The organism is Thermomonas aquatica (assembly GCF_006337105.1).
In the GTDB taxonomy this organism is placed as follows: domain Bacteria; phylum Pseudomonadota; class Gammaproteobacteria; order Xanthomonadales; family Xanthomonadaceae; genus Thermomonas; species Thermomonas aquatica.
The window spans coordinates 2,848,997-2,875,160 of record NZ_CP040871.1 but is presented as its reverse complement, the minus strand read 5'-3'; the positions used below and the strand labels follow the sequence as shown (position 1 = coordinate 2,875,160).

The window sequence follows — 26,164 nt, the reverse complement described above, 5'->3', positions numbered from 1 at the left end:
CGCGACATGCACGCCCGAAACCGAACCGGCCCGCAATGCGGGCCGGTTCCGCCACACCCGCGAGCCGATCAGAACCGCTTGCGGAAGGTGATGCCGTAGGTCGCGGGCGCGCCGAGGAAGGCGTTGTAGGTGTTCAGCGGATCGCCCGGCGTCGGCGCGCCGGGTGCCTGCAACGGGCCATCGAACGCCACCTGCACGTAGTCCTGGTCGAGGATGTTCATGCCCCACAGCTCGAGTTGCCAGTTGCGATCGCGCGAACCGATGCCGATCCGCGCGTTGACCACGGCATAGGCGTCCTGCAGCTTCTCCGCATCCAGGTCGGAACCGGTGTTGTAGTCGGACATCCACTTGCCGCCGATGTTGAAGCGGCCTTCCAGGTTGGAACCGATGTCCCATTCGTAAGTCGCCGAAGCGGACAGCGACCATTTCGGGGCGAAGCTCATCTGCGCGCCCGGCAGCTTGTACAGCTGGCCGATCGAGGGACAGGCGACGGTCGTCGCGCCCGGCCCGACGAAATCGCAACCCGGGATGTGCTTGCCGTACTTGGTGTCCGCATAGACCAGGCCCGTCTGCAGCATCAGGCCCGGGGTGGCCTGCCACAGCATCTCGGCGTCCAGCCCCTGCGAGGTCACCTTCGGGATCGAACGCACCACGAAGCTGGTGCCGAGGAAGCTGTTGAGCTGGAAGTCGCTGTAGGTCTGGTGGAACAGCGCGCCGTTGAGCAGCAGGTTGCCGCCGGCCCAGGTGGTCTTGGCGCCCAGCTCGTAACTGTCGACGAATTCGCCGGGGAACGAGGTGTCGGAAGTGGTCGGCGTGACCCCCACCTGGGTGCGGTCGAGGTTGAAGCCGCCGGCCTTGTAGCCGCGCGCGGCGGAGAAGTAGGTCATCGCCTTCTCGTTCCAGCGATAGGCGAACTTCAGGGTGCCCGACCACTCGTTCTCCTCGCGCGACTGGTGGGTCACGCGCCCGTCATGCAGCGCATTGGTCCAGGGCAGGCACATGCGTCCGAGCACGCCGGCCACCAACGCCTGCCCCGCCGCGGACGAACCCAGCGCGGTCGCCAGCTGGCTGATCAGCGCCTGCTGGTTCGCCGCCGGCAACTGCGACAGGTTGGCGATGCGCGCGGCCAGCAGGCGCGCGATGCCGGCGCCCGGGTTGCTCAACGAAGCCGCGCAGGCCAATCCGCCGTTGGGGTTGTCGTAGACCGCATCCAGTTTCTTCCGTTCCTGCGTGTAGCGCAGGCCCAGGGTCACGTCGAAGGCTTCGGTGGCGTGCCAGGTGTTGTTGGTGAACAGGGCGAGGTTCTTCGCGTTCTGCTCGTACTTGTCCAGCGCGCCGAGGCCGGCGAAGGTCGAACCGAAGCTTTGCCCGCTGAACTGCGACAGGAACGCGGCCGGGTTGGCCGGGTTGAACGACATCGTCAGCGGCAGGTGGTACTGCGCGCTCACCGCGGCCAGGGTCGGATCCAGCGCGGCCTTGATCGACGGCAACGCGGATGAACCCACCAGCGTCGAGAGGTACGGCTCGTAGGCCGCGCCGATGCGGTAGGACTCGGTCTTCTCCAGGTTTTCATTGGCGTAGAACAGGCCGACCATCCAGTCCAGCTTGTCGGTGGCCCCGGCCAGGCGGAGTTCCTGGCTGAAGGTCTTGAAGCGGTTGAACGATTCGCTTTCCTGCGGGTTCATGTAGATCAGGTCGGCCGCGCTGAAGTCGAAGTCGCGCCCGTTGACCGCATCCCAGTCGCGCCCGCCGGTGACCGAAGTCAGGGTGGATCCGCCGAACGCGGCGAGGTCGATGTTGACCTCGGCCTGCAGGCCCTTGTCGTTGATGATTTGCGAGGTGTCGCGATTGCTGTACGCATGCCGCGCCCACGGATCGGCATGGCCGCTGGGGGCGATGGCGTTGCCGCCGCCAAGCGCATTGATCAGCGCCGAAGGCGACGTGCCGCTGACCAGCTGCACCGCGGTGCAGCAGTTCTCGTCGCGCTTGGTGAGGTCGCCGGAAATCACGATGTCCACGCCATCGGCGGGCTCGATCAGCAGCTTGCCGCGGAAGGTGTTGAAGTCCTGGTCGTAGTCCTTGTCCACGGTGCGCGGGCCGGCGCCGGTGGTCACGTCCATCCAGCCATCGCGGTCGCGGTGCGCCGCATAGATGCGGAAGGCCGCGTAGTCGCCCAGCGGCGCGTTGAACCAGCCGGCCAGGCCGAGCGCGCCGTAGTTGCCGAACGTCGTCTCGATCCCGCCGCCGAGCTCGTGATCCGGGCGCTTGGTCACCACGTTGATCACGCCGGCCGAGGTGTTCTTGCCGAACAGGGTGCCCTGCGGCCCCTTCAGCACCTCGATGCGCTCGAGCTCGCCGAGGTCGCCGAAGCCGACGCTGTTGCGCGGCCGGTACACGCCGTCGATGACCACGCCGACCGAGGACTCCAGGCCCATGTTGTCGCCGACCGTCCCGATGCCGCGGATGCGCGCGGTGGTGATCGCCTCGTTCTGGGTGCTGGTCACGGTCAGGCCGGGCACCAGGATCTGCATGTCCTTGATGTCGCGCACGCCGGTGTCCTGCAGGGTCTGCTGGGACAGCGACGTGACCACGATCGGGACGTCCTGCATCGCCTCCTCGCGCTTCTGCGCGGTGACGACCAGGGTGTCCAGGGTCTTCGCCACTTCCTTCTTCTCGGCCGGCGCGGCGTCCTGTGCGAACACGGGCAACACCGACATCGCGGCCAATGCCGCGAACACGGCGACTGCCAACTGCTTGGGCTGCGGTTGCTTGCGATACATGGACTCCCCCTTGGTTTGAATACGCCGGCATGCGCGCCGTCGCGTGCGCGACGGCTGCATCGTCATCGACTCGGCCACGTGGGGGATGGCGCGCGGGCAGCGTGAAGACCGCCTTGACGGAAAACTAACACATCCGTACGCCTGCGTGTCCAGCGGTCGTTACAGCCGGAACGATGGGTGCGCGGGGTGGATCGGGCACACTATCCGGCCCCTCGCCCACGCTTGCGCATGTCCCTCGAGCAACACACGCCGCTGATGCGCCAATTCTTCGCCGCCAAGGCGGAGCACCCGGACGTCCTGCTGTTCTTCCGGATGGGCGATTTCTACGAACTGTTCTACGACGATGCGCGCAAGGCCGCGCGCCTGCTGGACATCACCCTGACCCAGCGCGGCAGTTCCGCCGGCCAGCCGATCCCGATGGCCGGCGTGCCCCACCACGCCTACGAGGGCTACCTGGCGCGGCTGGTGGCGCTGGGCGAGTCGGTGGCGATCTGCGAACAGATCGGCGACCCGGCACTGGCCAAGGGTCTGGTCGAACGCAAGGTAGTGCGTATCGTCACCCCGGGCACGGTCACCGACGAAGCCCTGCTCGACGAACGCCGCGACACGTTGCTGCTGGCGATCAGCCGTTTCAAGCACGGCTACGGACTGGCCTGGGCGGATCTCGCCAGCGGCCGCCTGCGGGCGAACGAAGTCGACAACGACGACGCGCTGGAAGCCGAACTCGCCCGCCTGCAACCGGCGGAAACCCTGATCGCCGACGAAGAGGGTTGGCCCGAGGCGGTGCTGGAAGCGCGCGGCCTGCGCCGCCGCGCACCGTGGCTGTTCGATGCCGACTCCGGCCGCCGCCAGCTGCTGCAGTTCTTCGGCGTGCACGACCTGACCGCGTTCGGCATCGACGACAAGCCGCGCGCGATCGCCGCCGCCGGCGCCTTGCTCGGCTACATCGAGGAAACCCAGAAGCAGCGCCTGCCGCATTTGCGCGCGATCGCCCTGGAAACCAGCGACGAAGCGGTGGCGATGAATGCCGCGACCCGCCGCCACCTCGAACTGGATTCGCGCATCGACGGCGATGCGCGCGCGACCCTGCTCGGCGTGCTCGATTCCACCATCACCCCGATGGGCGGGCGCCTGCTGCGGCGCTGGTTGAATCGCCCGCTGCGCAACCGGCAGACCGTCGGCGAGCGTCATCACGCAGTGGCCACGTTGATCGAGCATCGCGCCGACGACCTGCTGCGCGAAGCCTTCCGCGGCCTAGGCGACCTCGAACGCATCCTCTCGCGCGTCGCCCTGCGCAGCGCGCGCCCGCGTGACCTCTCGACCCTGCGCGACGGCCTGTCGCTGCTGCCCGCCGTGCGCGAGATCCTGGCGTCGCTGGATTCGCCACGCCTGCGCGCCCTGCACGACGAACTCGGCGAACACGATGCGACCGCGCACCTGCTGCGCTCGGCCATCGTGCCGCAACCGCCGCTGCTGGCGCGCGACGGCGGGGTGATCCTCGAGGGCTACGATTTCGAGCTGGACGAGCTGCGCACGCTGTCGACCAACGCGGACCAATTCCTGATCGACCTGGAAGCGCGCGAGCGCGAGGCCACCGGCATCGCCACCCTCAAGGTCGGCTACAACCGCGTGCACGGCTACTACATCGAGATCAGCAAGGGCCAGGCCGACAAGGCGCCGGTGCACTACACGCGGCGGCAGACCCTGACCGGCGCCGAGCGCTACATCACCGAGGAACTGAAGGGCTTCGAGGACAAGGTGCTGTCCGCGCGCGACCGCTCGCTCACCCGCGAGAAGCTGCTGTACGACGGCCTGCTCGACCTGCTCAACGAGCAGCTGGAACCGCTGCGCCGCTGCGCGGGCGCGCTGAGCGAACTCGATGTCTTCGCCGGTTTCGCCGAACGCGCGCAATCGCTGGACTGGACGATGCCGCAGTTGCGCGACACACCGGGCATCGCCATCGAACGCGGCCGCCATCCGGTGGTGGAAGCAGTGCGCGACGCGCCGTTCGAACCCAACGACCTGGTGTTCGACGACGCCACCCGCATGTACGTGATCACCGGCCCGAACATGGGCGGCAAGAGCACGTTCATGCGGCAGAACGCGCTGATCGTGCTGCTGGCCTGCATCGGCAGCTTCGTGCCGGCGGCGAAGGCGACCATCGGCCCGATCGACCGCATCCTCACCCGCATCGGCGCCGGCGACGACCTGGCGCGCGGGCAATCGACCTTCATGGTCGAGATGAGCGAGACCGCCTACATCCTCCACCACGCCACCGAACAGTCGCTGGTGCTGATGGACGAGATCGGCCGCGGCACGTCCACCTATGACGGCCTCGCGCTCGCGGACGCGGTCGCGCGGCAACTGGCGGCGAGCAATCGCAGCTACACCTTGTTCGCGACGCACTATTTCGAACTGACCGCCTTGGCCGAACCCGGCAGCGGCATCGCCAACCTGCACCTGGATGCGGTCGAACACGGCGATGCGCTGGTGTTCATGCACGCGGTGCGGCCGGGACCTGCAAACCGCAGCTTCGGGCTGCAGGTTGCGGCACTGGCGGGCCTGCCGAAGGCCGCGCTGCAGCAGGCGCGCGCGCGGCTGGCCGAACTGGAATCGCAGAACCGCGATGCGCCGCTGGTGCCGATGAGTGCGCCGGCGCTGGATTCGCCGCAGCAGTTCGGCCTGTTCTCGCCGCAATCGGCGGCGCTCGACGCACTGGCCGCGATCGATCCGGACGATCTCACGCCGAAGCAGGCGCTGGAGGCCTTGTATCGGCTGAAAGCGCTGGGCTGAACCGCGCGCCACCGGCCTGCAAACCCGGATGCCGCGGCGGTGCCTGCGGACGAACCGATCGCGGATCGCATGGCGCTGCGCGATGACCGCCCGTCAACCGCCTGCGCAAGAAGGCGTTAGTTGCGATAAGCGCTGTCCATCGCAGCGCATCCAACCACAGAGGTTTTGCATGACCCGGATTCGCTTGCCGCGGCCAGCGCAGCGCCACGCCTTCCTGTTGATGTTGCTCCTGCCATGCCTGCAGGGATGCGGTGGCGGCGGTGCGTCTTCGCCGGCTCCGCCGCTGCCGCCTCCCTCGCAACCGCCTCCGCCTGTCCCGCCGCCCAGCAATGCGCAACGCAGTGCGGCGTCCACCGCGACCGCGCAGAGCGGCAGCAACGCGTGCGCGGCGATCCGGCCGTTCTATTGGGAAATCGGCGACAGGTCCGCGAGCCTCGCCGCGGGCTCGGTGAACTCGGCGACCGATGCCACGGTGTACAAGGCGGACACGCCGATGGCCATCGCATCGGCATCGAAATGGATCTTCGCCGCCTACGTGGCCCAAGTACGCACGGGCTTGCTCACCGCACAGGACATCAAGTTCCTGAATTTCCGCAGCGGCTACAGCAGCTTCAACGGTTGCCAGCAGGGGCAAAGCGTCGACGAGTGCGTCGCCTTCGGCAACAACGGCGTCTACCACCCGGCCACCGACGGGCTGTTCTCCTACGGCGGCGGCCACATGGAAAAGCACGCGAGTACGATCGGTCTGGGCGCGTTGCGCAACGACGGCCTCGCCGCGGAGATCCGCGCCAAGGTCGGCAACGACATCGCGCTGATCTACACGCAGCCGCAACTGGCCGGCGGGATCTACACCACCGCCGACGACTACGCGCTGTTCCTGCGCAGGCTGCTCGGCGGGCAACTGGCACTCGGCGCCCTGCTCGGCACCCACGCGGTGTGCACCAACCCGGCGACCTGCCTGCAAGCGGTCAATACACCCGTGCCGACCACCGAAAGCTGGAACTACTCGCTGGGCCACTGGGTCGAGGCCGATCCGATCGTCGGCGACGGGGCGTTCAGCAGCGCCGGCGCCTTCGGTTTCTATCCTTGGATCGATGCCAGCAAGACCTGGTACGGCATCGTCGCCCGCAAGCAGGCGACGTCGGGCCAGGATCCCGACCAGAGCCTGGGCGAAGGCTATCGTTCCGCCCAGTGCGGCCGGCTGATACGCAAGGCCTGGGTCACCGCCACGGCGCAGTAGCCCGACCGATGCCGGCAGTGCCCTTGCCGCGCGAGGCGGGTGCGGTCACGCCGACAGCGGCGGATGCTCGGCGGCCAGGGCGGTATCGCGCGCATTGGCACGCTGGGCGGCCGGACGGCCGATATGCCGCTGCACGAACTCGACGAAGGCCGGCCGCGACTCCAGCGCACCGACCCGCATCTAGAACGCCAGGCACCGGCGTGCGCCTGCGCTGCAACTCGTCCAGCAGCTGCAGCAGGCGCGCGGCGCGTGTGGTCATGGCGATGGCATGGCGGGGGACTGCCGCAGGATAACGAGCCCCGCGATGCGAAAAAAAACCCGGAACAGCCCTTGCGCGGCGTCGCGTCCTGCTACCGTGTCCGTCCCGCGGATCATTCCGCCTGGCGCTTGCGAGGAACACAAGATGAGTTCATTGACCGATGAAATCTTCTCCCAGCTGTCGCGTGCCGACGTGCAGCAGATCGGTTCGCAACTCGGCACCGGGCAGGCGCAGACCGCCGGCGCGATCGCCGCGGCGCTGCCGATGATCCTGGGCGCGATGGGCCGCAACACCAGCCAGGCCGACGGCGCGGATGCGTTGTTCGGTGCGCTGGGCCGCGACCACGCGTCCGGCGGCGGCATCGCCGACATCCTCGGCGCGGTGCTCGGCGGCCAGCAGAACCGGCAGACCGACGGTCTGGGCCAGCTCGGCCACATCTTCGGCGGCCAGCAGCCACAGGCCGAAGCCGGCCTGGGCCAGGCCACCGGCCTCGGCAGCGACAAGGCGCAGATGCTGCTGAAGATCCTCGCCCCGATCGTGATGGCCTATCTCGCCAAGCGCATGTTCGGCGGCGGCGCAGCGCAAGGCTCGCCGCAGGACCTCGGCAACATCCTCGGCCAGGAGCGCCAGGTGCAGCAGCAACAGGGCGGCCTCGGCGGCGGCCTGCTCGGCGCGGTGCTCGACCAGGATGGCGATGGCCAGCTCGGCCTCGGCGACCTGCTCAAGGTCGGCATGGGGGCGATGCGCGGCGGCGGCTGAGCGCCCTCGCCCGATCTCCCGCAACGGCCGCGCATGCGGCCGTTGTCGTCTTCGGCATGGTCGATGCCTGCGGGTTCGATAGTCGGGGATTATCGAAACCGTTCGATCATTCGATTTCAACTGTCGCGCAACGGAGTCTATGGTGTCTGCAGCCACCCGCAACCGCCAGGAGCCGACCGTGTCGACCGAATCGAAATGCCCTTTCCACAGCAAGACCGCCGGCACCGGCAACCGCGACTGGTGGCCGAACCAGCTGCGGCTCGACCTGCTCAACCAGCACGGTGCGCGCTCGAACCCGCTGGGCGAAGCATTCGACTACGCCAGCGCATTCAAGAGCATCGACTACCACTCGCTGAAGAAGGACCTGCGCGAACTCATGACCGATTCGCAGGATTGGTGGCCGGCGGACTTCGGCCACTATGGCGGCCTGATGGTGCGCCTGGCCTGGCACAGTGCGGGCACCTACCGGATCGGCGACGGTCGCGGCGGCGGCGGCCGTGGCCAACAGCGTTTCGCACCGCTCAACAGCTGGCCGGACAACGTCAGCCTGGACAAGGCGCGCCGGCTGTTGTGGCCGATCAAGCGCAAGTACGGGCAAGCCGTTTCCTGGGCCGACCTGATCATCCTGGCCGGGAACGTGGCGCTGGAGACGATGGGGTTCCGCACCTTCGGCTTCGGCGGCGGCCGCGAGGACACCTGGGAACCCGACCTCGACGTCTACTGGGGCCGCGAGACCAAGTGGCTGGGCGGCGATGAGCGCTATGCGCACGGCGATGAGGGCGTTTCCAAGCCGGGCGAGGCCGCGGTGCTGGTGTCGGACGATCGCGCCGATGGCGACAGCCACACGCGCAGGCTGGAGAACCCGCTGGCGGCCGTGCAGATGGGCCTGATCTACGTGAACCCGGAGGGCCCGGACGGCAATCCCGATCCGTTGCTGGCCGCGAAGGACATCCGCGAGACCTTCGGCCGCATGGCGATGGACGACGAGGAAACCGTTGCGTTGATCGCCGGCGGCCACACCTTCGGCAAGACCCACGGCGCCGGCCCGGCCGACAACGTGGGCGCCGAACCCGAAGCCGGCGCACTGGAAGCGCAGGGTTTCGGCTGGCACAACGCGTACGGCAGCGGCAAGGGCGCCGACACCATCACCTCCGGCATCGAGGTGACCTGGACGCAGACGCCGACGCTGTGGAGCAACAAGTTCTTCGAGAACCTGTTCGGCTTCGAATGGGAGCTGGAGAAATCGCCGGCCGGCGCGCACCAGTGGGTGGCCAAGGACGCGCCGGAAGACGTGCCGCATGCGTACGATCCGGCGCGGAAGCAGCGGCCGAAGATGCTGACCACCGACCTCTCGCTGCGCTTCGATCCGGCGTACGGGGCGATCTCGCGGCGTTTCCTCGAAAACCCGCAGGCCTTCGCCGAAGCGTTCGCCCGCGCCTGGTTCAAGCTGACCCATCGCGACATGGGGCCGCGCGCGCGCTACCTGGGCCCGGAAGTGCCCAAGGAAGAACTGATCTGGCAGGATCCGGTTCCCGAAGTGGATCACCCGCTGATCGATGCCGCCGATGCCGGCGCATTGAAGGCGAAGATTCTCGCCAGCGGCCTGAGCGTGTCCGAGTTGGTGTCTGCTGCATGGGCTTCGGCGTCCACCTTCCGCGGCGGCGACAAGCGCGGCGGCGCCAACGGCGCGCGCGTGCGGCTGGCGCCGCAGAAGGACTGGGCGGCGAACCGGCCCGAGCAGCTGGCCAAGGTGCTGAAAGCGCTGGAGCGCATCCAGATGGAATTCAACCTCGATGCCGGCGGCGGCAAGAAGGTCTCGCTGGCCGACCTGATCGTGCTGGGCGGCGGCGCAGCCATCGAAAAAGCCGCGAAGGACGGCGGCCACGACATCGGCGTGGCGTTCTCGCCGGGGCGCACCGACGCCACCCAGAAGCAGACCGACGTCGATTCGTTCGCGCCGCTGGAGCCGTTCGCCGACGGCTTCCGCAACTATCTCGCCGGCGCGTCCGAGGTCCCGGCCGAGCACCTGCTGGTGGACAAGGCGCAGTTGCTGACCCTGAGCGCACCGGAGATGACCGTGCTGGTCGGCGGCCTGCGCGTGCTCGGCGCGAACAGCGACGGATCGGGGGACGGCGTGCTCACCGACCGCCCGGGCACGCTGAGCAACGACTTCTTCGTCAACCTGCTGGACATGGCCACCGAGTGGAAGCCGACCGGCCGGAACCGCTACGAAGGCCGCGACCGCAAGAGCGGCGCCGCCAGATGGACGGCTACGCGCGTGGACCTGGCGTTCAGCTCGAACTCGGTGCTGCGCGCACTGGCCGAGGTGTATGCCAGCGCCGACGCGGAGCTGAAGTTCGCGCAGGATTTCGCCGCGGCCTGGACCAAGGTGATGGAGCTGGATCGCTTCGACCTGGCCGACCGATAGCGGTGCCCGGCGGCGAACGGACGCGCATGCGGCCGTTCGCCCGCCGCGCTACTGGAACAGGCGGTAAGTGCGGGTGCTGACTTCGCTGACCCAGCGGTGATAGCTCACCCGCCAGCGCTTTCCCACGTTCGGCTCCCACGGGTCGTACACCATCAGGCTGGTGCCGATGCCGCTCGGATCGTTGTCGCCGCGCACGCCCACGACCAAGGTCATGTGGCCCGGGCTGCCCTGGTAGCCGCTGGGTATGCGCGTCAGGTAGCCGCTGACGTTCCACAGCGTGTCCACCATCACCGGCCCATGCCGCACCAGCGCGGCGAACCCCTGCGGCGTCCACGAAGACGGCGGGTAGTAGCGCAGGCCGTGCACGCGCGCGTAGCGCTCGGTCTGCGGCACCCAGTTGGCCACATCGGACTGGTTGTAGAGGCCGTTGGTGTCGTCCCACATGTCCGACGGCGTGGCCGCCTTCACCGCGCCCACGCTGCTGCGCTTGAGCATGGCGGTCGCCGCGGCCCAGCAGGTGCTGTTGGTCGGTTGCGGGATGAACGGACGGACATGCCGGGCCGGCGCGTAGGCCTCGGCATCGAACAGCGCATTCTGGGTGCACTGCCCCGCCTCGCCGTCCACCACCAGCCAGGCTTCGTCCTGGTAACGGCGCACCGCGGCCAGCGTGCGGCTGCCGAAATCGCCGTCGACGCTGAGCGTGGTACCGGGCAGTTTCCGGTTCAACGCTTCCTGCAGCCTGCGTACCTGCTCGCCCCTGGAGCCGAGCCTCAACACCGTGACAGTCATCGTGCGCATCCCTCGAGTGATGGTGCGCAATGCTGCGGCGGGCGCCTTGCGCGCGCCATTCCCAATACGAGGTAGCGCCGATGCCGCGGCCGGCGCCCGATAAGCGCTTCGGCCTATCGCCTACGGGCGGTGCCGGAGCGATCGCTCAGGGCGGGATCAGCAGGTATTCCAGCGAAGCCGGCGCGCGGTAACTGCCGTCGCGCAGGATGATCGGGCTGACGAAGCTGCCGTAGACCGCCCCATGCCCCACCGGCCACGGATCGTGGATGCGCACCATGGTGCCTTGGCCCGAGGCATCGCCGTCGCTGTAGACGCCGCTCAGCACTACCGCATGGCGGCCGGTGGCGTGCTGGACGCCGATCCACAGCGGCGTGCGCATCAACAGCGCGACCAGCTCACCCACGTCCGGCGTGTGATCCGGCATGCGCCAGCCGAGATGGCGGGCGAAGGCCTCGATGTTCTCGAATTCCGGCGCAAGGCCGCCCGTCGTGCCCAACGCCACGCCGTCCGGCGTCGCGTAATTGCTCGCATCGATCATCCCGGCGGCGGTCGCCCAGCAACTCATGCCGGTGGGCTGCCCATGCCGCTGGATGGGATGCTCGCGCTGGTTGCGCAAGCCGAGCGCCGTCCATGTTTGCGGGCCGACGATGCCGTCCACCACCAGCCCCGGATGCCGACGCTGGAACGCGCGCACCGCGCGATCGGTTTCGCCGTCGAACCGGCCGTCGCTGCCGAAGTACGGGTAGTCCGCATGCTCGCGGGTGTCCGCGCGCACCAGCAGGCGCTGCATGAACTCCACGTGGATGCCACGGCTGCCGCGGCGCAGGGTCTGCATGCCGCCTCCCGGGCGGGATCCTTACGCGGCAGTGTCGGCAAGCGCATCCGACCCGGCAATCCGCCTTCCGGGATAGGCCGCCCGGCTTCAAAGCGCGTCGATGTCGCCCAGCGCGCGGATCAGCCGGCGCGCGCGCTTGTCCGGCCTGGTTTCCGGCGGGCGGAAGCCGGCGCGCTCGGCGGCGCGCGCCGCCCGCGCCTGCTCGCGCGCGATTTTCGATGCATCCGATTCGCGGTACAGGGCCTGCGCGACGCTGGCCGGTCCGCGCACGTCGCTGAGGGCGGCGACTTCCAGCTCGAAGCGCTCCTCGCCGCGCGCAACCACCAGCGCATCGCCGACACGCACGCCGCGCGAGGGTTTCGCGCGCTGGCCGCCGAGATCGACCTTGCCGGTCTCGATCGCATGCTTCGCCAATGCCCGCGTCTTGTAGAAACGGGCCGCCCACAGCCACAGGTCGAGGCGGACGCTGGCGACGGGTTCGGTCTGCATCGTCATCGACCCATCGGACTCCCGGAATGCAAACGGCCACCCGGAGGTGGCCGTTGCGGGAAGCAGCCGATGCGCGCCTTACTCGGCGGCGGCTTCGGCAGCCGCCGCGGCGAGCGCGGCAGCCTTGGCCTTGGCGTTGCCGGCCAGGTCTTCCTTGATGCGCGCCTTCTTGCCTTCCAGGCCGCGCAGGTAGTACAGCTTGCTGGCGCGCACGTCGCCGCGGCGCTTGACCTGCACCGAGTCGATGGTGGCGCTGTGGGTCTGGAACACGCGCTCGACGCCGAAGCCGTGCGAGATCTTGCGCACGGTGAACGCGGAGTTCAGGCCGGCGTTCTTCTTGCCGATGACCACGCCTTCGTACGCCTGCACGCGCTCGCGGTTGCCTTCCTTGACCTTGACGTTGACGACGACGGTGTCGCCGGGGCCGAAGTCGGGAAGCTTGCGGGTGATTTGCGCGCTTTCGAAATCCTGGAGCAGGGTGTGGATCGAGGGCTTGTTCATGGGATCAACCTGTTTGCAGTGTGTGCGTGCTTCTGCACGCGCCTGTTGGAGTCGTTATATGCGCGAGTGCACGTGGACCCGCGTCATGGCACTGGTGTAGCGATGGATCGGGGTGAAGCGAAGCCGCGCATTATAACGGCATTTTTTCCTTGCGCGCTAGGGGCTTAGGCGTCCTCGCCGGCGTCCTGCAGGGCGGCCGCGTATTGCGCCCGGAAGCCCTCCAGCAGGCCGCGGTCGGCCCTGGACAGCGCCGCCTCGTCCAGCAGGTCGGGCCGGCGCAGCCAGGTGCGGCCCAGCGCCTGCTGCCGGCGCCAGCGGGCGATCCCGGCATGGTTGCCGGACAGCAGCACTTCCGGCACCGAGCCCAGCTCGTGCTCGACCGGGCGGGTGTAGTGCGGGCAATCCAGCAGGCCATCGCCCTCGAAACTGTCCTGCACCGCGGATTCGGCGTCGTTCAGCGCGCCGTCCTGCAGCCTGGCCACGGCATCGACCAGCACCGCCGCCGCCAGTTCGCCGCCGGACAGCACGTAGTCGCCGATCGAGATTTCCTCGTCCACCTCGGCCTGCAGCAGGCGCTCGTCCACACCCTCGTAGCGGCCGCAGAGCAGGACCAGGCGCGGCAGCGCGGCCAGTTCGCGGACTTTCGCCTGGGTCAGGCGCTGGCCTTGCGGGCTGAGGTAGACCACCTTCGCCGGCGCCGGATCGGCCTCGCGGGCGGCGCGCAGCGTGGCGCGCAGCGGGTCGATCAGCATCACCATGCCCGGGCCGCCGCCGAACGGGCGGTCGTCGACCCGGCGGTAATTGCCCTCGGCATGGTCGCGCGGGTTCCAGCCGTGGATCGACAGCAGCCCGCGCTCGCCGGCACGCCCGACCACGCCGTGCGCGGCCAGCTGGGCGACGAATTCGGGGAACAGGCTGACGATGTCGAAGCGCATCGGCATCGACCTCAGAAGTCCGCGTCCCAATCGACGGTGACGATGCCGGCAGCGAAATCCACGCTGCGGATGTAGTCCGGCAGCACGAACGGGATCATCCGCTCGCGTTCGCCCTGCGCGACCAGCACATCGTTGGCGCCGGTCGAGAACAGATGCGAAACGATGCCGAAATCCACGCCTTCGACATTCACCACGCGCAGGCCTTCCAGGTCGACCCAGTAGTACTCGCCGTCCGCCGGCGGCGGCAATGCCGAACGCGGCACCAGCACCTCCGTACCGCGCAGTGCATCGGCGGCGTCCTTGTCCTCGATGCCGGGCATCGTCGCGATCAGGCCCTTGCCGCCCTCGCGCACGCGCACGCCTTCGCAGGTGCGCTCGACGCCGCGGGCGTCGCGCAGGGTCCAGGGCTGGTATTTGCCGATGGCGCGCAACGGGTCGGTGAAGCTTTCCAGCTTCACTTCGCCGCGCACGCCGAACGCACCGTGCAACCGGCCCACGGTGATCATCCGCTGGCGGCTGTCCGGTGCGTTCATGGAAGCAGCGCCGCCCGCATCACGGGCGGCTGCGGCGTCAGGCGGCCTTGGCGGCCTGCTTGTACAGGTCGGCGACCTTGTCGGTCAGCTGCGCGCCGTTGTCGACCCAGTGCTTGACGCGGTCCAGGTCCAGCTCGATGCGCTTCTCGGCGCCCTGCGCGACCGGGTTGTAGAAACCCACGCGCTCGATGTTGCGGCCGTCGCGCGCGCTGCGGCTGTCGGTGACGATGATGTGGTAGAAGGGGCGCTTCTTGGCGCCGCCACGGGTAAGGCGGATCTTGACCATTGCGGTTTCTCGGTGGAGCCCAGCGGCCGGAATGGCCGGGTAAGCCGGCAAGTATAACGCCTTGATCCGGCGAGGCAAAGCCCGACTCAGCGACGGGCCGCCGCCGCTCGCTCCGCGGCGGCGATGCGCTCCGGGCTGGGCGGATGGGTGGACAGATAACCGACCGCCCCCTGCTCCAGCCCTTTGGGAACACCGGCGGACAGCCGCCGCATCATCGAGGCGAACGCCTTCGGCGATTGCCCGCGGCGCAGCAGCAGTTCGAAGGCATAGGCGTCGGCCTCGCGCTCGTAGCCGCGCGAGAAACCGCTGATCAGCAGGGTGGCCGGGATCGACACCGCCAGCGACGAGCCCGACGCGTCGCCGAACAGCAAGCCGGCGATGACGAACACCGAGGAGCTTTCCAGCGCCCCGCGCATGCCGTGGCGATGCACGTGGTGCCCGGCTTCGTGGGCGAGCACCGCCAGCACCTCCTCGTCGGTTTCGGCCAGGCCGATCAATTCGTCGGTGACGAAGATGCGGCCATCCGGCAAGGCGAAGGCATTCGGGCCGATGCCGGGCGCGCGCACGATCGACAGGCGCATCCCGGCGGAACGCGGCTCGCCCGCCACCAGCGCACGGAAGCGCCGATCCAGGCTTGCGCGACGCGCGGCGGGCACCTGGCTCGGCTTGAAATGGATGCGCTCGAGCATCGCCACCACCTGGTCGCTGGCATGGCGCTCGATCGCCGGCGGCATGCGCTCGGCGACTTCGCGGGCGAGCCACGGCATGCCGAAACGCAGGAACAGCAGGGTCGCCGCCAGCACCAGCGCGGCCGAGGCGATGATCGCGCCGCGGCGCCGCTCCAGCCAATCGGCGAACCCCTCGATGCGCCCGCCCGCGCCCTGGAACCAGGCCTCGAGTTCCGGCGAATCGGCGACCTCCACCCGCGCACCGTCCGGCAGGCGCAGGATCCGCGGCGTGCGGCCCAGGCGGGGATTGATCGCCACCGATTCCAGCGGCCATTGCCGGGTTTCGGCATCGTCGAAGGCGAGCTGGAGCATGCCTTGCGCGCAGCCCAGCCGGACCGCGCGGGCTCGGCTGGACTCGCCGTCGTACCAGGTCGCCGGCAGCGGCATCAGAGGCCGAGGTCGATGCCCACGTCGAGCGCGTCGATCAGTTCCGCGCCGGCCGCGGCATGCTCGCGCTCCTGGTCGCGGACGAAATCGTCGATGCCGCCGTCGGCAAGCACGGCGAAGTGCGCGGCGCGGTAGCGCGCGAGCCGGATCATCGCCCATGGCACGGCCAATCCGAGCGTGCAGACGATGGCGACCAGGTTGCTGGCGTACAGCCACATCATGTCGCGCACGCGCAGGCTGGATTCGAAGCGGTGCGGCCCGAGCCGGGTGTTGTTCCACAGCAGGTTGGCGTAGCGAACGCGCAGGAAGATGCCGAGCGCGAACATGCCGGCGTAGAACAGCACGAGCGCGGCGACCACCCCGACGCCCAGCGCCTGCGCGGCCGGACCCTCGGCCGCGTGGACGCCGGCGAAGATCGCCGCGCTGAACGCGATCCCGAACGCCAGCATCAGGCCGGCACCGATGCCCAACGCGACCAGGTACGGCGGGTAGTAGCGCGAGGCGTCGCCGGCGAACTCGAAGCGCTTGCGGCCGAACCGGTGCCCGCCGGCGACGAATTCGTGCTGCTTCAGTTTCATCAGCGGATACAGCAACGTGCCGGTGATCGCGCTGAGCAGCTGCCAGCCGAGGAACGGGCCATAGGCCGCGCCGCCTTCGCGATCGAAACGGAAGCTCAGCCCGCGCCACGCCGAATTGCGCGCGCGGAAGCGCAGCCCCAGCACGATGATCAGCGGCATCAGCGCGAACAGGGCCAGGATCAGCGCGAAATACAGGATCGGCAGGAACTTCGACGACAGCAACAGCGCGATCACCACCGCATAGGCGATCAGGCGCCCCTTGAGGATCGCGATCGGATCGGCGAGGTAGTCGAAGCTGGAACCGGCAAGCGTGGTGTTGCCGTAGAAGTAGCGCTCGCTGCGCACCTTGGCCCAGGCCGAATAGATGCCGAGGGTGACGATGCCCAGCAGCAGGTTGACGAACCAGATGCCGAAGTACTCGCCTGCGCGCCCGGCGAACGCCGGCTGGTGGCGCACGACCCGCCCGGTCCCGGTCCTAGCCATGGCAGCAGCCGGCTGCGCCGGGATTGCCTCGCTCATCGTGCCTTCCCCCGGAGTCGCCGGCATCAACGCATCGGCGGCATGCCGCCGCGCCCGCCCATCATCCCGCTCAGCCCGCGCATCATGCCCTTCATGCCGCCGCGGCCCAGCTTGCCCATCATCTTTTCCATCTGCTGGTACTGCTTCAGCACCTTGTTGACGTCGGCCGGGGTCAGGCCGGAGCCGCGGGCGACGCGGGCGCGGCGCGAACCGTTGAGCAGGTCGGGGTTGCGGCGCTCTTTCTTCGTCATCGAATTGATGATCGCGATCATCCGCGGCACTTCCTTGCCGGTGACCTGCTGCTTCACCGATTCCGGCAGCTGGCCGACGCCGGGCAGCTTGTCCATCAGGCCGTGCAGGCCGCCCATGTTCTGCATCTGCTCGAGCTGGTCGCGCATGTCGTTGAGGTCGAACTTCTTGCCCTTGGCGACCTTCTCCGCCAGTTTCTTCGCCTTGTCGTGGTCGACCTGCGCCTCGACCTGCTCGACCAGCGACAGCACGTCGCCCATGTCGAGGATACGGCCAGCGGCACGGTCCGGATGGAACACGTCGAGGCCATCCGGCTTCTCGCCGACGCCGATGAACTTGATCGGCTTGCCGGTGATGTAACGCACGGAGAGCGCCGCGCCGCCGCGCGCATCGCCATCGGTCTTGGTCAGCACCACGCCGGTCAGCGGCAGCGCCTCGCCGAAGTGCTTCGCCGTCACCGCGGCGTCCTGGCCGGTCATCGAATCGACCACGAACAGGGTTTCGACCGGATTGACCGCACCGTGCAGCGCCTTGATCTCCGCCATCATCGCGTCGTCGATGCTGGTGCGGCCGGCGGTATCGACGATCAGCACGTCGGCGAACGACTTGCGGGCGTCGTCGATCGCCGCCTTGACGATCGCTTCCGGCTTCTGCGACGCATCCGACGGGAAGAACAGCGCACCGACCTGCCCGGCCAGCGTCTGCAATTGCTCGATCGCGGCCGGACGATAGACGTCGGCGCTGACCACCATCACCTTCTTCTTGCGCTTTTCCTTCAGGTGCTTGGCGAGCTTGGCCACGGTGGTGGTCTTGCCCGCGCCCTGCAGGCCGGCCATCAGGATCACCGCCGGCGCCGGCACGTTGAGGTTCAGGTCGGACGCCTGCGCGCCCATCACCGCGGCCAGTTCGTCGCGCACGATGCGCACCAGCACCTGGCCCGGGGTCAGCGAGCGCATCACTTCCTGGCCGACCGCGCGCACCTTGATCCGCTGGATCAGCGCCTGCACCACCGGCAGCGCGACGTCCGCTTCCAGCAGGGCGATGCGCACTTCGCGCACGGCTTCGCTGATGTTGGAATCGGTCAGGCGGCCACGTCCGCGCAGGCGTTCGAAGGTGCCGGACAGGCGTTGGGTCAGGGATTCGAACATCGTGGGCTGCGCAAGAGAAACGGCCCGCGATTATAGCGGGCAGCCTTTGTGCGACACTGGATCGATGACAATCGTTCTCATCGCCATCGCGTTGTACCTGGTCGCCTCGGGCTGGCTGGTCGCTTCGGTCCAGCGCGACGATGACGCCTCGCGAAGCTGGCTGCTGCCCGCCAACCTGGCCCTGCTCCTGCATGGCGCGACCCACTACCTGGCCTGGCGCGGCAGCGGCATCACCGACCTGCATTTCTTCGCGGCGCTGTCGCTGGCCGGCCTCGGCATGGCGATCCTGACCGCGATCGTCGGCGCCTCCGGGCGCATGCGCGCACTCGGCGTGGTGGTCTTCCCGTTGGCCGCGCTGACCTTGCTGGGCTATTCGCTGTACGGTCATGCGACTAAGCCGGAGCCGCTGGACTGGCGATTGCTGCTGCATGCCTGGCTGGCCCTGCTGGCCTACGCCACCCTGGCCATCGCCGCGCTGCTGGCGATCTTCCTGTGGGCGCAGGAACGCGCGCTGCGCCGCCGCGAATTCCACCGCTGGCTGCGCGCGCTGCCGCCGCTCACAGAGTTGGAAACCCTGCTGTTCCGCACCATCAGCGTCGGTTTCGTGCTGCTGGGCGCGGTGCTGCTGACCGGCGTGCTGTTCGTCGACGACCTGCTGGCCCAGCACCTGGTGCACAAGACCGTGCTGAGCGTGCTCTCGTGGCTGGCATTCGGCGCCTTGCTGCTCGGCCGCTGGCGCTTCGGCTGGCGCGGCGCCACCGCGGTGCGCTGGACGCTGGCGGCGATGGTCCTGCTGCTGCTGGCCTTCTTCGGCAGCAAGTTCGTGCTGGAACTGGTCCTGCACCGAGCAAGCTGAATGCAGCCGCCGCGAATACGTTTGCAGCGATAATATTTGCATTGACAACTATTGCATGGGCGGGCAATATGCCGCCCCATGAACGTACCCGCCACCCCCGCCGAGGCCTGCAGCGGCTCCGCCCTGGGCCTGCTGTTCCGGCAGACCCGCGATGCCATGTGGGCGCGCATGGAGAAGGAACTGGCCGACGCCGGCCATGACCTGACCTTCAGCCAGTTCATCGCGATCAAGAAGCTGGCCACCGGCATCGCCAGCGTCACCGACCTCGCCCGCGCCGCCGACCTCAACCCCGGTGCGATGACCCGCCTGCTCGACAAGCTGGAAGCCCGCGGCCTGTTGCAGCGCGTGGCCGACCCGAACGACCGCCGCGCCCTGCACATCCACCTGACCGAGGCCGGCGTGGCGATGTGGCGCGACATCGACCAGTGCGGCCAGCGCGTGCGCGAACGCGCCCTGCAGGGCATGGACGACGCCACCCGCACCCAACTCACCCGCCTGCTGGAGCAGGTGCGCGACAACCTCGTTGCCGAAGACTGAGCCATGAACAAACTCCTTCCCCTCGCCATCGCCAGCGCGCTGCTGGCCGGCTGCGCCAGCAGCAACGGCCTCGTCGCTGAAGGCAGCCGGCGCGATCCGGCCACGCTTTCCGCCGGCAAATCGCTGGGCAACGCCAAGGTCTCCGACGCCGCCTGGCCGTCCGAGCGCTGGTGGGCCGCGTTCGGCGATCCGCAGCTGGATGGGTTGATCGATGAGGCGCTGGCCGCCTCGCCGGCGCTGGATGCCGCCGACGCACGCACCCGCAAGGCGATCGCGCAAGCCGGGTTGGCGGATGCCGCGCGCAAGCCGAGCCTGGGCGCCGGCGCGCAAGTGCTGGGCCTGCAGATTCCGGAAACGCTGGCCGGCCCCGATCTCGGCGGCGATTTCAGCGTCGCCGAACTGCTCACCCTCAACTTCAAGTACAACCCGGATTTCTGGGGCGCGGACAAGGCCAAATGGCAGGCCGCGCTGGGCAATGCGCGTGCGGCCGAAGTCGACGCGCAGGCCGCGCGCCTGCAGCTGGCGGCGAACATCGTGCGCGCCTATGTCGCGCTGGCGCAGGCCTTCGATGCGCAGGACGCGGCCAATGCCGAAGCCGCACGTTCCGATGCCTTGGTGAAGCTCAACCAGCAGCGGATCAAGGCCGGCCTGGACAACACCATCGCGCTCAACCAGAACCAGAGCGCTTCCGCCGCCGCACGCCAGCAGGCGCAGGCCGCGCAGCAGCAGATCGACGCGCTGCGCAATGCGCTCGCGGCATTGGTCGGTGCCGGCCCGGATCGTGGCCTCGAGATCGCGCGCCCGATGCTGGCGACGCCGGATGTCGCGGTGCCCTCGCAACTGCCCAGCGACCTGCTCGCCCGTCGCGCCGACATCGTCGCCGCGCGCTGGCGGGTCGAAGCCGCGCAGCACGGCATCGATGCCAGCAAGGCCGCGTTCTACCCGACCATCAACCTCAGCATGATGGTCGGCCTGGCCGCCGGCAACCTCGGCGACCTGTTCGGCAGCGACGCGCTGCTGGTCAATGGCGGCCCCGCACTCACGTTGCCGATCTTCGAAGGCGGCCGCCTGCGCAACCAGCTGATGGGTAGCAATGCCGACTACGACCTCGCCGTGGCGAACTACAACCAGTCGCTGCTCGGCGCGATCCGCGAAGTGGCCGATGCCGTACAAGGCGCGCGTGCGCTGGATGCGCAACTCGCCAGCACCCGCATCGCCCGCGACACCGCGGCCAAGGCGTATGCCGCGGTCGCGCAGCGCCATCGCGCCGGCCTGGCCAACCAGCTGGACGTGCTGGCCGCGCAGAAGCCGCTGCTGCAACTCGACCAGCAACTGGCCGCGCTGAACGCGAAACGGCGCACCGCGACCATCGACCTCGACCAGGCGCTCGGCGGCGGCATTGCCCTGCCCCAATCGAACACGACCGCGCCCAACACCACCGCATCGAACTGAGCGACCCGACATGACCACCGAAACCACTCCGAACACCTCCGCGGGCCAAGGCGCGCCGCTGCCGGTCTCGCAAAGTTCGCTGAAGCCGGCCAACGGCAAGCGCAAGCGCGCGCTGCTGATCCTGCTGGTCGTCGCCTTGCTGGCCGGCATCGGCTGGCTGGCGTACTACCTGCTGGTCGCGCGCTGGCACCAGGACACCGACGACGCCTACGTGCAGGGCAACATCGTCAGCATCACCCCGCAGACCGCGGGCACCGTGGTCGAGATCCACGCCGAGGACGGCATGCGCGTGCAGGCCGGCCAGGTGCTGGTGCAGCTGGACCCGAACGATGCGCAGGTCACCTACGAACAGGCCAAGGCCAACCTCGCCGGTACCGTGCGCCAGGTGCGCGGGCTGTACAGCAGCGTGGATTCGGCGCAGGCCGATATCGCCGCGCGCGAAGTCGCGGTGGCGCAGGCACGCGCCGACGTCGCCCGCCGCAGCGGGCTGGTCGCCAGCGGTGCGGTGTCCGCCGAAGAACTCGCGCATGCACAGGCGCAACTGAAGTCCGCCGAAGCGGCGCTGTCGGCCTCGCGCGGCAGCCTGTCGCGCAACCGCGCGCTGGTCGATGCCACCACCGTCGCCAACCAGCCGCAGGTGCAGGCCGCCGCCGCGCAGCTGCGCCAGGCCTACCTGAACCTGCAGCGCGCGGCGATCGTCGCGCCGATCGACGGCTATGTCGGCAAGCGCAGCGTGCAGCTGGGCCAGCGCGTGCAGCCGGGCACCGCCCTGCTGACCGTGGTGCCGCTGGAACAGGTGTGGGTCGACGCCAACTTCAAGGAAACCCAGCTGCGCAACCTGCGCCTGGGCCAGCCGGTGGAACTCGTCGCCGACGTGTACGGCGACAAGGTGGTCTACACCGGCAAGCTGACCAGCCTGGGCCTGGGCACCGGCAGTGCGTTCGCCCTGCTGCCGGCGCAGAACGCCAGCGGCAACTGGATCAAGATCGTGCAGCGCGTGCCGGTGCGGGTCGAACTGGACCCGAAGCAGCTGCGCGAACACCCGCTGCGCCTGGGCATGAGCATGGCGGTCGACGTCAGCGTGCGCGACCAGGACGGCCCGGTGCTGCCCGCCGCCAGCGCGCGCGAGCCGGTGCTGGCCACCCAGGCCTATGCCAAGCAGCTGAAGGATGCCGACGCGCTGATCCGCGACGTCATCGAAAGCAACTTGCCGCAGGGCCACAAGGCCTGACCTTCCACGCAGGAGTCGCGCAGGCGGCCGCGTTCCCGATCCCTCCCCCTCGTCGGAACGCGCCCCCTGTCGCCGGCAGCCACCGCGCTGCCGCTCCTGCACCTTCTTCCTGATCCCGGAACCGCATGTCCACCATCGCGCAAGAAGAGGAAAACTTCGGCTTGCCGCCGGGTCGCGAGGCCGTGGCGAAGCCGGAGGATTTCCGCCCACCGAACGTCGCCCTGACCACGCTGGGGCTGGCGCTGGCCAGCTTCATGCAGGTGCTGGACACCACCATCGCCAACGTCTCGCTGCCGACCATCTCCGGCAACCTCGGCGGCAGCGCCAACCAGGCGACGTGGGTGATCACCTCGTTCGCGGTGAGCACCGCGATCGCGCTGCCGCTGACCGGCTGGCTGGCGCGCCGCTTCGGCGAACGCAAGCTGTTCGTGTGGTCGACGATGGCGTTCGTGATCGCCTCGTTCCTGTGCGGCATCGCCAACAGCATGGGCCTGCTGGTGCTGGCGCGCGCGTTGCAGGGCTTCGTGGCCGGGCCGATGTACCCGATCACCCAGGCGCTGCTGCTGTCGATCTACCCGCCGGCGCGGCGCGGACAGGCGATCGCGCTGCTGGCGATGGTGACGGTGGTCGCGCCCATCGCCGGCCCGATCCTGGGCGGCTGGATCACCGACAACTACAGCTGGGAATGGATCTTCTTCGTCAACGTGCCGATCGGCATCTTCGCCAGCACGGTGGTGGGCCGCCAATTGAAGGGCCGCCCGGAACGGCTGGAAAAGCCGAAGATGGACTACGTCGGCCTGGCCACCCTGGTGCTGGGCGTGGGCGCGCTGCAGATCCTGCTCGACCTCGGCAACGACGAGGACTGGTTCCACTCCACCACGATCGTGGTGCTGGCCATCGTCTCGGCGATCGCGCTGGCGGTGTTCGTGATCTGGGAACTGACCGACAAGGATCCGATCGTCAACCTGCGCCTGTTCCGCCACCGCAACTTCGCCGCCGGGACCATCGCGATGGTGCTGGCCTACTCGGCGTTCTTCAGCGTCGGCATCCTGGTGCCGCTGTGGCTGCAGCGCAACCTGGGCTACACCGCGATCTGGGCCGGCTTCGCCACCGCGCCGATCGGCATCCTGCCGGTGCTGCTCACGCCATTCGTCGGCAAGTACGCCAACCGCTTCGACCTGCGCATGCTGGCCAGCGTGGCCTTCGTGGCGATGTCGCTGACCAGCTTCACCCGTTCCTACTTCAACCTGGACGTGGACTTCGCCCACGTGGCCTGGGTGCAGCTGTTCCAGGGCATCGGCGTGGCGCTGTTCTTCATGCCGGTGCTGCAGATCCTGCTGTCCGACCTGGAACCGCACGAGATCGCCGCCGGCTCGGGGCTCGCTACCTTCGTGCGCACCCTGGGCGGCAGCTTCGCCGCATCGCTGACCACCTATGCCTGGACCGAACGCGGCGCGGTGCACCACGCCCACCTCACCGAAAGGATTTCCGCCTACGATCCGAACACGCTGCAGGCCGTGGCCCAATACGGCGGCGGCGACCTGCAGCGCGGCGCGGCGGTGCTGGAACGGATGATCTCCAACCAGGCCGCGCAGCTCGGCTTCAACGAGATCTTCCACCTGCTCGGGATCCTGTTCCTGTGCGTGATCGCCTTCGTCTGGATCGCCAAGCCGCCGTTCGCCGCCAAGGCCGGCGGTGCCGCGGCCGGCGGGCATTGAACGGGGACTACGCGTGCTCCAGCGCCTCGGCCAGGCGTTCGACCGCGATCACCTGCATGCCCTTGTAGCTGCCGGACTTCGGCGCATTGGCCTTGGCCACGATGGCGCGCTTGAAACCGTGCGTCGCCGCTTCGTTGAGGCGCTCCTCGCCGTTCGGCACCGGGCGGATCTCGCCGCTCAGGCCGACTTCGCCGAAGGCGATCGTCTTTTCCGGCAGCGGCCTGTCGCGCAACGACGACAGCACCGCCAGCAGCACCGGCAAGTCCGCGGCGGTTTCCTGCACGCGGATGCCGCCGACCACGTTGACGAACACGTCCTGGTCGCCGGTCATGATCCCGCCATGCCGATGCAGCACCGCCAGCAGCATCGCCAACCGGTTGCCTTCCATGCCCACCGCCACGCGACGCGGATTCGACAGCGGCGAGGCATCCACCAATGCCTGCACCTCCACCAGCAGCGGCCGGGTGCCTTCGCGGGTGACCATCACGCAACTGCCGGGCTGTGGCGCGCTGGCGCCGGACAGGAAGATCGCGGACGGATTCGGCACCTCGCGCAAGCCCTTGTCGCCCATCGCGAACACGCCGAGCTCGTTGACCGCACCGAAGCGGTTCTTGAACGCGCGCAACACGCGGAAGCGCGAACCGGAATCGCCCTCGAAATACAGCACGGCATCCACCATGTGCTCCAGCACGCGCGGACCGGCGATGCCGCCTTCCTTGGTGACATGCCCGACCAGGAACACCGCGGTGCCGGTCTCCTTGGCATAGCGCACCAGCCGCGCCGCGGCCTCGCGCACCTGCGACACCGAACCCGGCGCCGCGCTCAGCGTGTCCGTCCACAGGGTCTGGATGGAATCGGCGACGATCAGTTTCGGCTGCGCCGCGAGCGCATGCTCGAGGATGCGCTCGACGCAGGTTTCGGCCAGCGCCTGCACGCCGTCGAGCGGCAGGCCCAGGCGCTGCCCGCGCCCGGCCACCTGCGCGAGGGATTCCTCGCCGGTCACGTACAGGCCCGGCAATTTCGCCGCCATCAGCGCCAGCGCCTGCAGCAGCAGCGTCGACTTGCCGATGCCGGGATCGCCGCCGACCAGCACCACCGCGCCTTCGGCCAGGCCGCCGCCGAGCACGCGGTCGAATTCGCCGATGCCGGTGGACACCCGCGCCTGCGCGTCCGCGCGCACGTCCGCCAACGCGGTCACTTTCGGCGCATCCACCTTGCCCGCCCAGCCGCCGCGCCGCGACGCCGGCGATGCCGCCTGCGCCGCGCTTTCCAGCACGACCTCGCCCAGCGTATTCCATGCACCGCAGGCATCGCACTGGCCCTGCCACTTGGCGTAGTCGGCGCCGCATTCGCCGCAGACGTAGGCGGTCCGGCGTTTCGCCGAGGATGTGCTGGATGCGGTCTTGGCCATGCCGCATCCTAGCCGCCACAGGTCGCAGCCGTTAAGACGCGGGCACGAAAAAGCCCGCGCGGGGCGGGCTTCTTCGTTGCAGCTGGTGCCGGAAATAGGAATCGAACCTACGACCCCATCATTACGAATGACGTGCTCTACCAACTGAGCTATTCCGGCGTGGGCGCAATTCTAGCCGCTGCCGGGCCGGCGTTCCAGCGAGAACGCGGCAATCCCTCACCTCGCCTTGCTTCCGCGGTGCCCGGCCTGCAGGGCAAGGATCAATTCCATGACCAGGTGCTGCGAACGGCGCGCCAGGTTGCGGTACGCCGCCAGCAGCGCGCGTTCCTCGTGCGCATCCACCAGTTCGGCATCCGCCGCGGGAATGTCGGCCAGCGCTTCCGGGTCGGATGTCATGCCGCCGCGGCCCGTGCCCAGCCATTCGATCGAGACGCGGCAGGCGCGGGCGATCGCCACCATGTTCTGCATCGACGGCTGCACGTCGTTCGCGGATTCCCAGTTGGAAACCGCGCTGCGCTGGACCTTGACGAGCTCCGCCAGGCCCGCCTGCGACAAACCGGCCTTGCGACGCGCGCGCCGGATCCGTTCCTGCATCTTCATGAGCCCGACTTGCCAGCCTTGCTGGCGGCCATCAACACTGTCCCTATTATGCACACGCTGGCTGTCAATTCCACCGGAACCCCAATATGCAGAACGCCTGTACATGGGCATGACAGCAATCCT

The 26,164-nt window shown here is 68.8% G+C and carries 23 protein-coding genes and 1 tRNA gene; 9 read left to right on the top strand and 15 right to left on the bottom strand.

Annotation, left to right across the window (positions count from 1 at the left end; genetic code table 11):
• Positions 1–68 precede the first annotated feature (68 nt).
• The gene (locus FHQ07_RS13610; RefSeq protein ID WP_139717559.1) at positions 69–2,780 is read right to left on the bottom strand and encodes a TonB-dependent receptor; all 2,712 of its coding nucleotides are present in this window, start codon (positions 2,778–2,780) and stop codon (positions 69–71) included.
• Positions 2,781–3,008: 228 nt separating this feature from the next.
• Here FHQ07_RS13610 and mutS point away from each other — a divergent pair, with 228 nt between their 5' ends.
• Together mutS and FHQ07_RS13600 are read left to right on the top strand one after the other, a co-directional pair.
• A complete protein-coding gene (gene mutS / locus FHQ07_RS13605) occupies positions 3,009–5,573 on the top strand; it encodes a DNA mismatch repair protein MutS (protein ID WP_139717557.1) in 2,565 nt (854 codons plus the stop codon).
• A 448-nt stretch (positions 5,574–6,021) separates the two neighbouring features.
• Positions 6,022–6,813, top strand: coding sequence for a serine hydrolase domain-containing protein (locus tag FHQ07_RS13600; protein WP_206202326.1), 792 nt, complete (start codon positions 6,022–6,024; stop codon positions 6,811–6,813).
• A gap of 45 nt (positions 6,814–6,858) precedes the next feature.
• On the opposite strand, the gene FHQ07_RS14610 is transcribed toward FHQ07_RS13600, so the two are convergent.
• On the bottom strand, positions 6,859–6,993 hold the full coding sequence (locus FHQ07_RS14610; RefSeq protein ID WP_425476923.1) for a hypothetical protein: 135 nt from the start codon (positions 6,991–6,993) through the stop codon (positions 6,859–6,861).
• 223 nt (positions 6,994–7,216) lie between these two features.
• Here FHQ07_RS14610 and FHQ07_RS13595 point away from each other — a divergent pair, with 223 nt between their 5' ends.
• Positions 7,217–7,831: a DUF937 domain-containing protein gene (locus FHQ07_RS13595; RefSeq protein WP_139717554.1), complete on the top strand. Its 615-nt coding sequence runs from the start codon at positions 7,217–7,219 to the stop codon at positions 7,829–7,831.
• Positions 7,832–8,009: 178 nt separating this feature from the next.
• Positions 8,010–10,259 (top strand): catalase/peroxidase HPI, encoded by a 2,250-nt coding sequence (katG, locus tag FHQ07_RS13590; protein ID WP_139718108.1) that lies wholly within the window; start codon positions 8,010–8,012, stop codon positions 10,257–10,259.
• A gap of 48 nt (positions 10,260–10,307) precedes the next feature.
• Here katG and FHQ07_RS14410 read toward each other — a convergent pair whose 3' ends face one another.
• The 10 genes from FHQ07_RS14410 to ffh all read right to left on the bottom strand — a co-directional run bounded on the left by FHQ07_RS14410 (position 10,308) and on the right by ffh (position 18,236).
• A complete protein-coding gene (locus tag FHQ07_RS14410; protein WP_206202325.1) occupies positions 10,308–11,048 on the bottom strand; it encodes a peptidoglycan-binding protein in 741 nt (246 codons plus the stop codon).
• A gap of 145 nt (positions 11,049–11,193) precedes the next feature.
• Complete coding sequence (locus tag FHQ07_RS13580; RefSeq protein ID WP_139717552.1) at positions 11,194–11,883, bottom strand: peptidoglycan-binding protein; 690 nt, start codon at positions 11,881–11,883, stop codon at positions 11,194–11,196.
• An 87-nt stretch (positions 11,884–11,970) separates the two neighbouring features.
• Positions 11,971–12,378 (bottom strand): RNA-binding S4 domain-containing protein, encoded by a 408-nt coding sequence (locus FHQ07_RS13575; protein WP_139717550.1) that lies wholly within the window; start codon positions 12,376–12,378, stop codon positions 11,971–11,973.
• A 72-nt stretch (positions 12,379–12,450) separates the two neighbouring features.
• Entirely contained in the window at positions 12,451–12,873 is a 423-nt protein-coding gene (gene rplS / locus FHQ07_RS13570) for a 50S ribosomal protein L19 (RefSeq protein ID WP_139717548.1), read from the bottom strand.
• A gap of 164 nt (positions 12,874–13,037) precedes the next feature.
• The gene (gene trmD / locus FHQ07_RS13565) at positions 13,038–13,808 is read right to left on the bottom strand and encodes a tRNA (guanosine(37)-N1)-methyltransferase TrmD (RefSeq protein WP_139718105.1); all 771 of its coding nucleotides are present in this window, start codon (positions 13,806–13,808) and stop codon (positions 13,038–13,040) included.
• Between the two features lie 11 nt (positions 13,809–13,819).
• The gene (gene rimM, locus FHQ07_RS13560) at positions 13,820–14,341 is read right to left on the bottom strand and encodes a ribosome maturation factor RimM (protein WP_139717546.1); all 522 of its coding nucleotides are present in this window, start codon (positions 14,339–14,341) and stop codon (positions 13,820–13,822) included.
• A 37-nt stretch (positions 14,342–14,378) separates the two neighbouring features.
• Positions 14,379–14,627 carry a 30S ribosomal protein S16 gene (gene rpsP / locus FHQ07_RS13555; RefSeq protein ID WP_139717544.1) on the bottom strand — a complete coding sequence of 83 codons (249 nt, stop codon included), beginning with the start codon at positions 14,625–14,627 and terminating at the stop codon, positions 14,379–14,381.
• An 86-nt stretch (positions 14,628–14,713) separates the two neighbouring features.
• A complete protein-coding gene (locus FHQ07_RS13550) occupies positions 14,714–15,742 on the bottom strand; it encodes a M48 family metallopeptidase (RefSeq protein ID WP_139717543.1) in 1,029 nt (342 codons plus the stop codon).
• Entirely contained in the window at positions 15,742–16,803 is a 1,062-nt protein-coding gene (locus tag FHQ07_RS13545; RefSeq protein ID WP_168191574.1) for a YjgN family protein, read from the bottom strand. Before FHQ07_RS13545 ends, FHQ07_RS13550 begins: the two co-directional genes overlap by 1 nt.
• Positions 16,804–16,865: 62 nt before the next feature.
• Entirely contained in the window at positions 16,866–18,236 is a 1,371-nt protein-coding gene (gene ffh, locus FHQ07_RS13540) for a signal recognition particle protein (protein ID WP_139717539.1), read from the bottom strand.
• 64 nt (positions 18,237–18,300) lie between these two features.
• On the opposite strand from ffh, the gene FHQ07_RS13535 reads away from it, so the two are divergent.
• The 5 genes from FHQ07_RS13535 (at position 18,301) to FHQ07_RS13515 (ending at position 24,030) form a co-directional block, all read left to right on the top strand.
• Entirely contained in the window at positions 18,301–19,092 is a 792-nt protein-coding gene (locus FHQ07_RS13535) for a cytochrome C assembly family protein (RefSeq protein ID WP_139717537.1), read from the top strand.
• A gap of 78 nt (positions 19,093–19,170) precedes the next feature.
• On the top strand, positions 19,171–19,629 hold the full coding sequence (locus tag FHQ07_RS13530; RefSeq protein ID WP_139717535.1) for a MarR family winged helix-turn-helix transcriptional regulator: 459 nt from the start codon (positions 19,171–19,173) through the stop codon (positions 19,627–19,629).
• A 3-nt stretch (positions 19,630–19,632) separates the two neighbouring features.
• Positions 19,633–21,081, top strand: a complete 1,449-nt coding sequence (locus tag FHQ07_RS13525; RefSeq protein WP_139717533.1) for an efflux transporter outer membrane subunit — start codon at positions 19,633–19,635, stop codon at positions 21,079–21,081.
• 10 nt (positions 21,082–21,091) lie between these two features.
• Positions 21,092–22,312, top strand: a complete 1,221-nt coding sequence (locus FHQ07_RS13520) for an HlyD/EmrA/EmrK family protein (protein ID WP_139717531.1) — start codon at positions 21,092–21,094, stop codon at positions 22,310–22,312.
• Positions 22,313–22,566: 254 nt separating this feature from the next.
• On the top strand, positions 22,567–24,030 hold the full coding sequence (locus FHQ07_RS13515) for a DHA2 family efflux MFS transporter permease subunit (protein WP_240703614.1): 1,464 nt from the start codon (positions 22,567–22,569) through the stop codon (positions 24,028–24,030).
• 7 nt (positions 24,031–24,037) lie between these two features.
• Here FHQ07_RS13515 and radA read toward each other — a convergent pair whose 3' ends face one another.
• From radA to FHQ07_RS13500, 3 genes are all read right to left on the bottom strand, one after another.
• Positions 24,038–25,441 carry a DNA repair protein RadA gene (gene radA / locus FHQ07_RS13510; RefSeq protein ID WP_139717527.1) on the bottom strand — a complete coding sequence of 468 codons (1,404 nt, stop codon included), beginning with the start codon at positions 25,439–25,441 and terminating at the stop codon, positions 24,038–24,040.
• A gap of 83 nt (positions 25,442–25,524) precedes the next feature.
• Positions 25,525–25,600: transfer RNA gene (locus tag FHQ07_RS13505), tRNA-Thr, on the bottom strand.
• Positions 25,601–25,657: 57 nt separating this feature from the next.
• Positions 25,658–26,041: a helix-turn-helix transcriptional regulator gene (locus FHQ07_RS13500; RefSeq protein WP_168191573.1), complete on the bottom strand. Its 384-nt coding sequence runs from the start codon at positions 26,039–26,041 to the stop codon at positions 25,658–25,660.
• Positions 26,042–26,164: the final 123 nt, after the last annotated feature.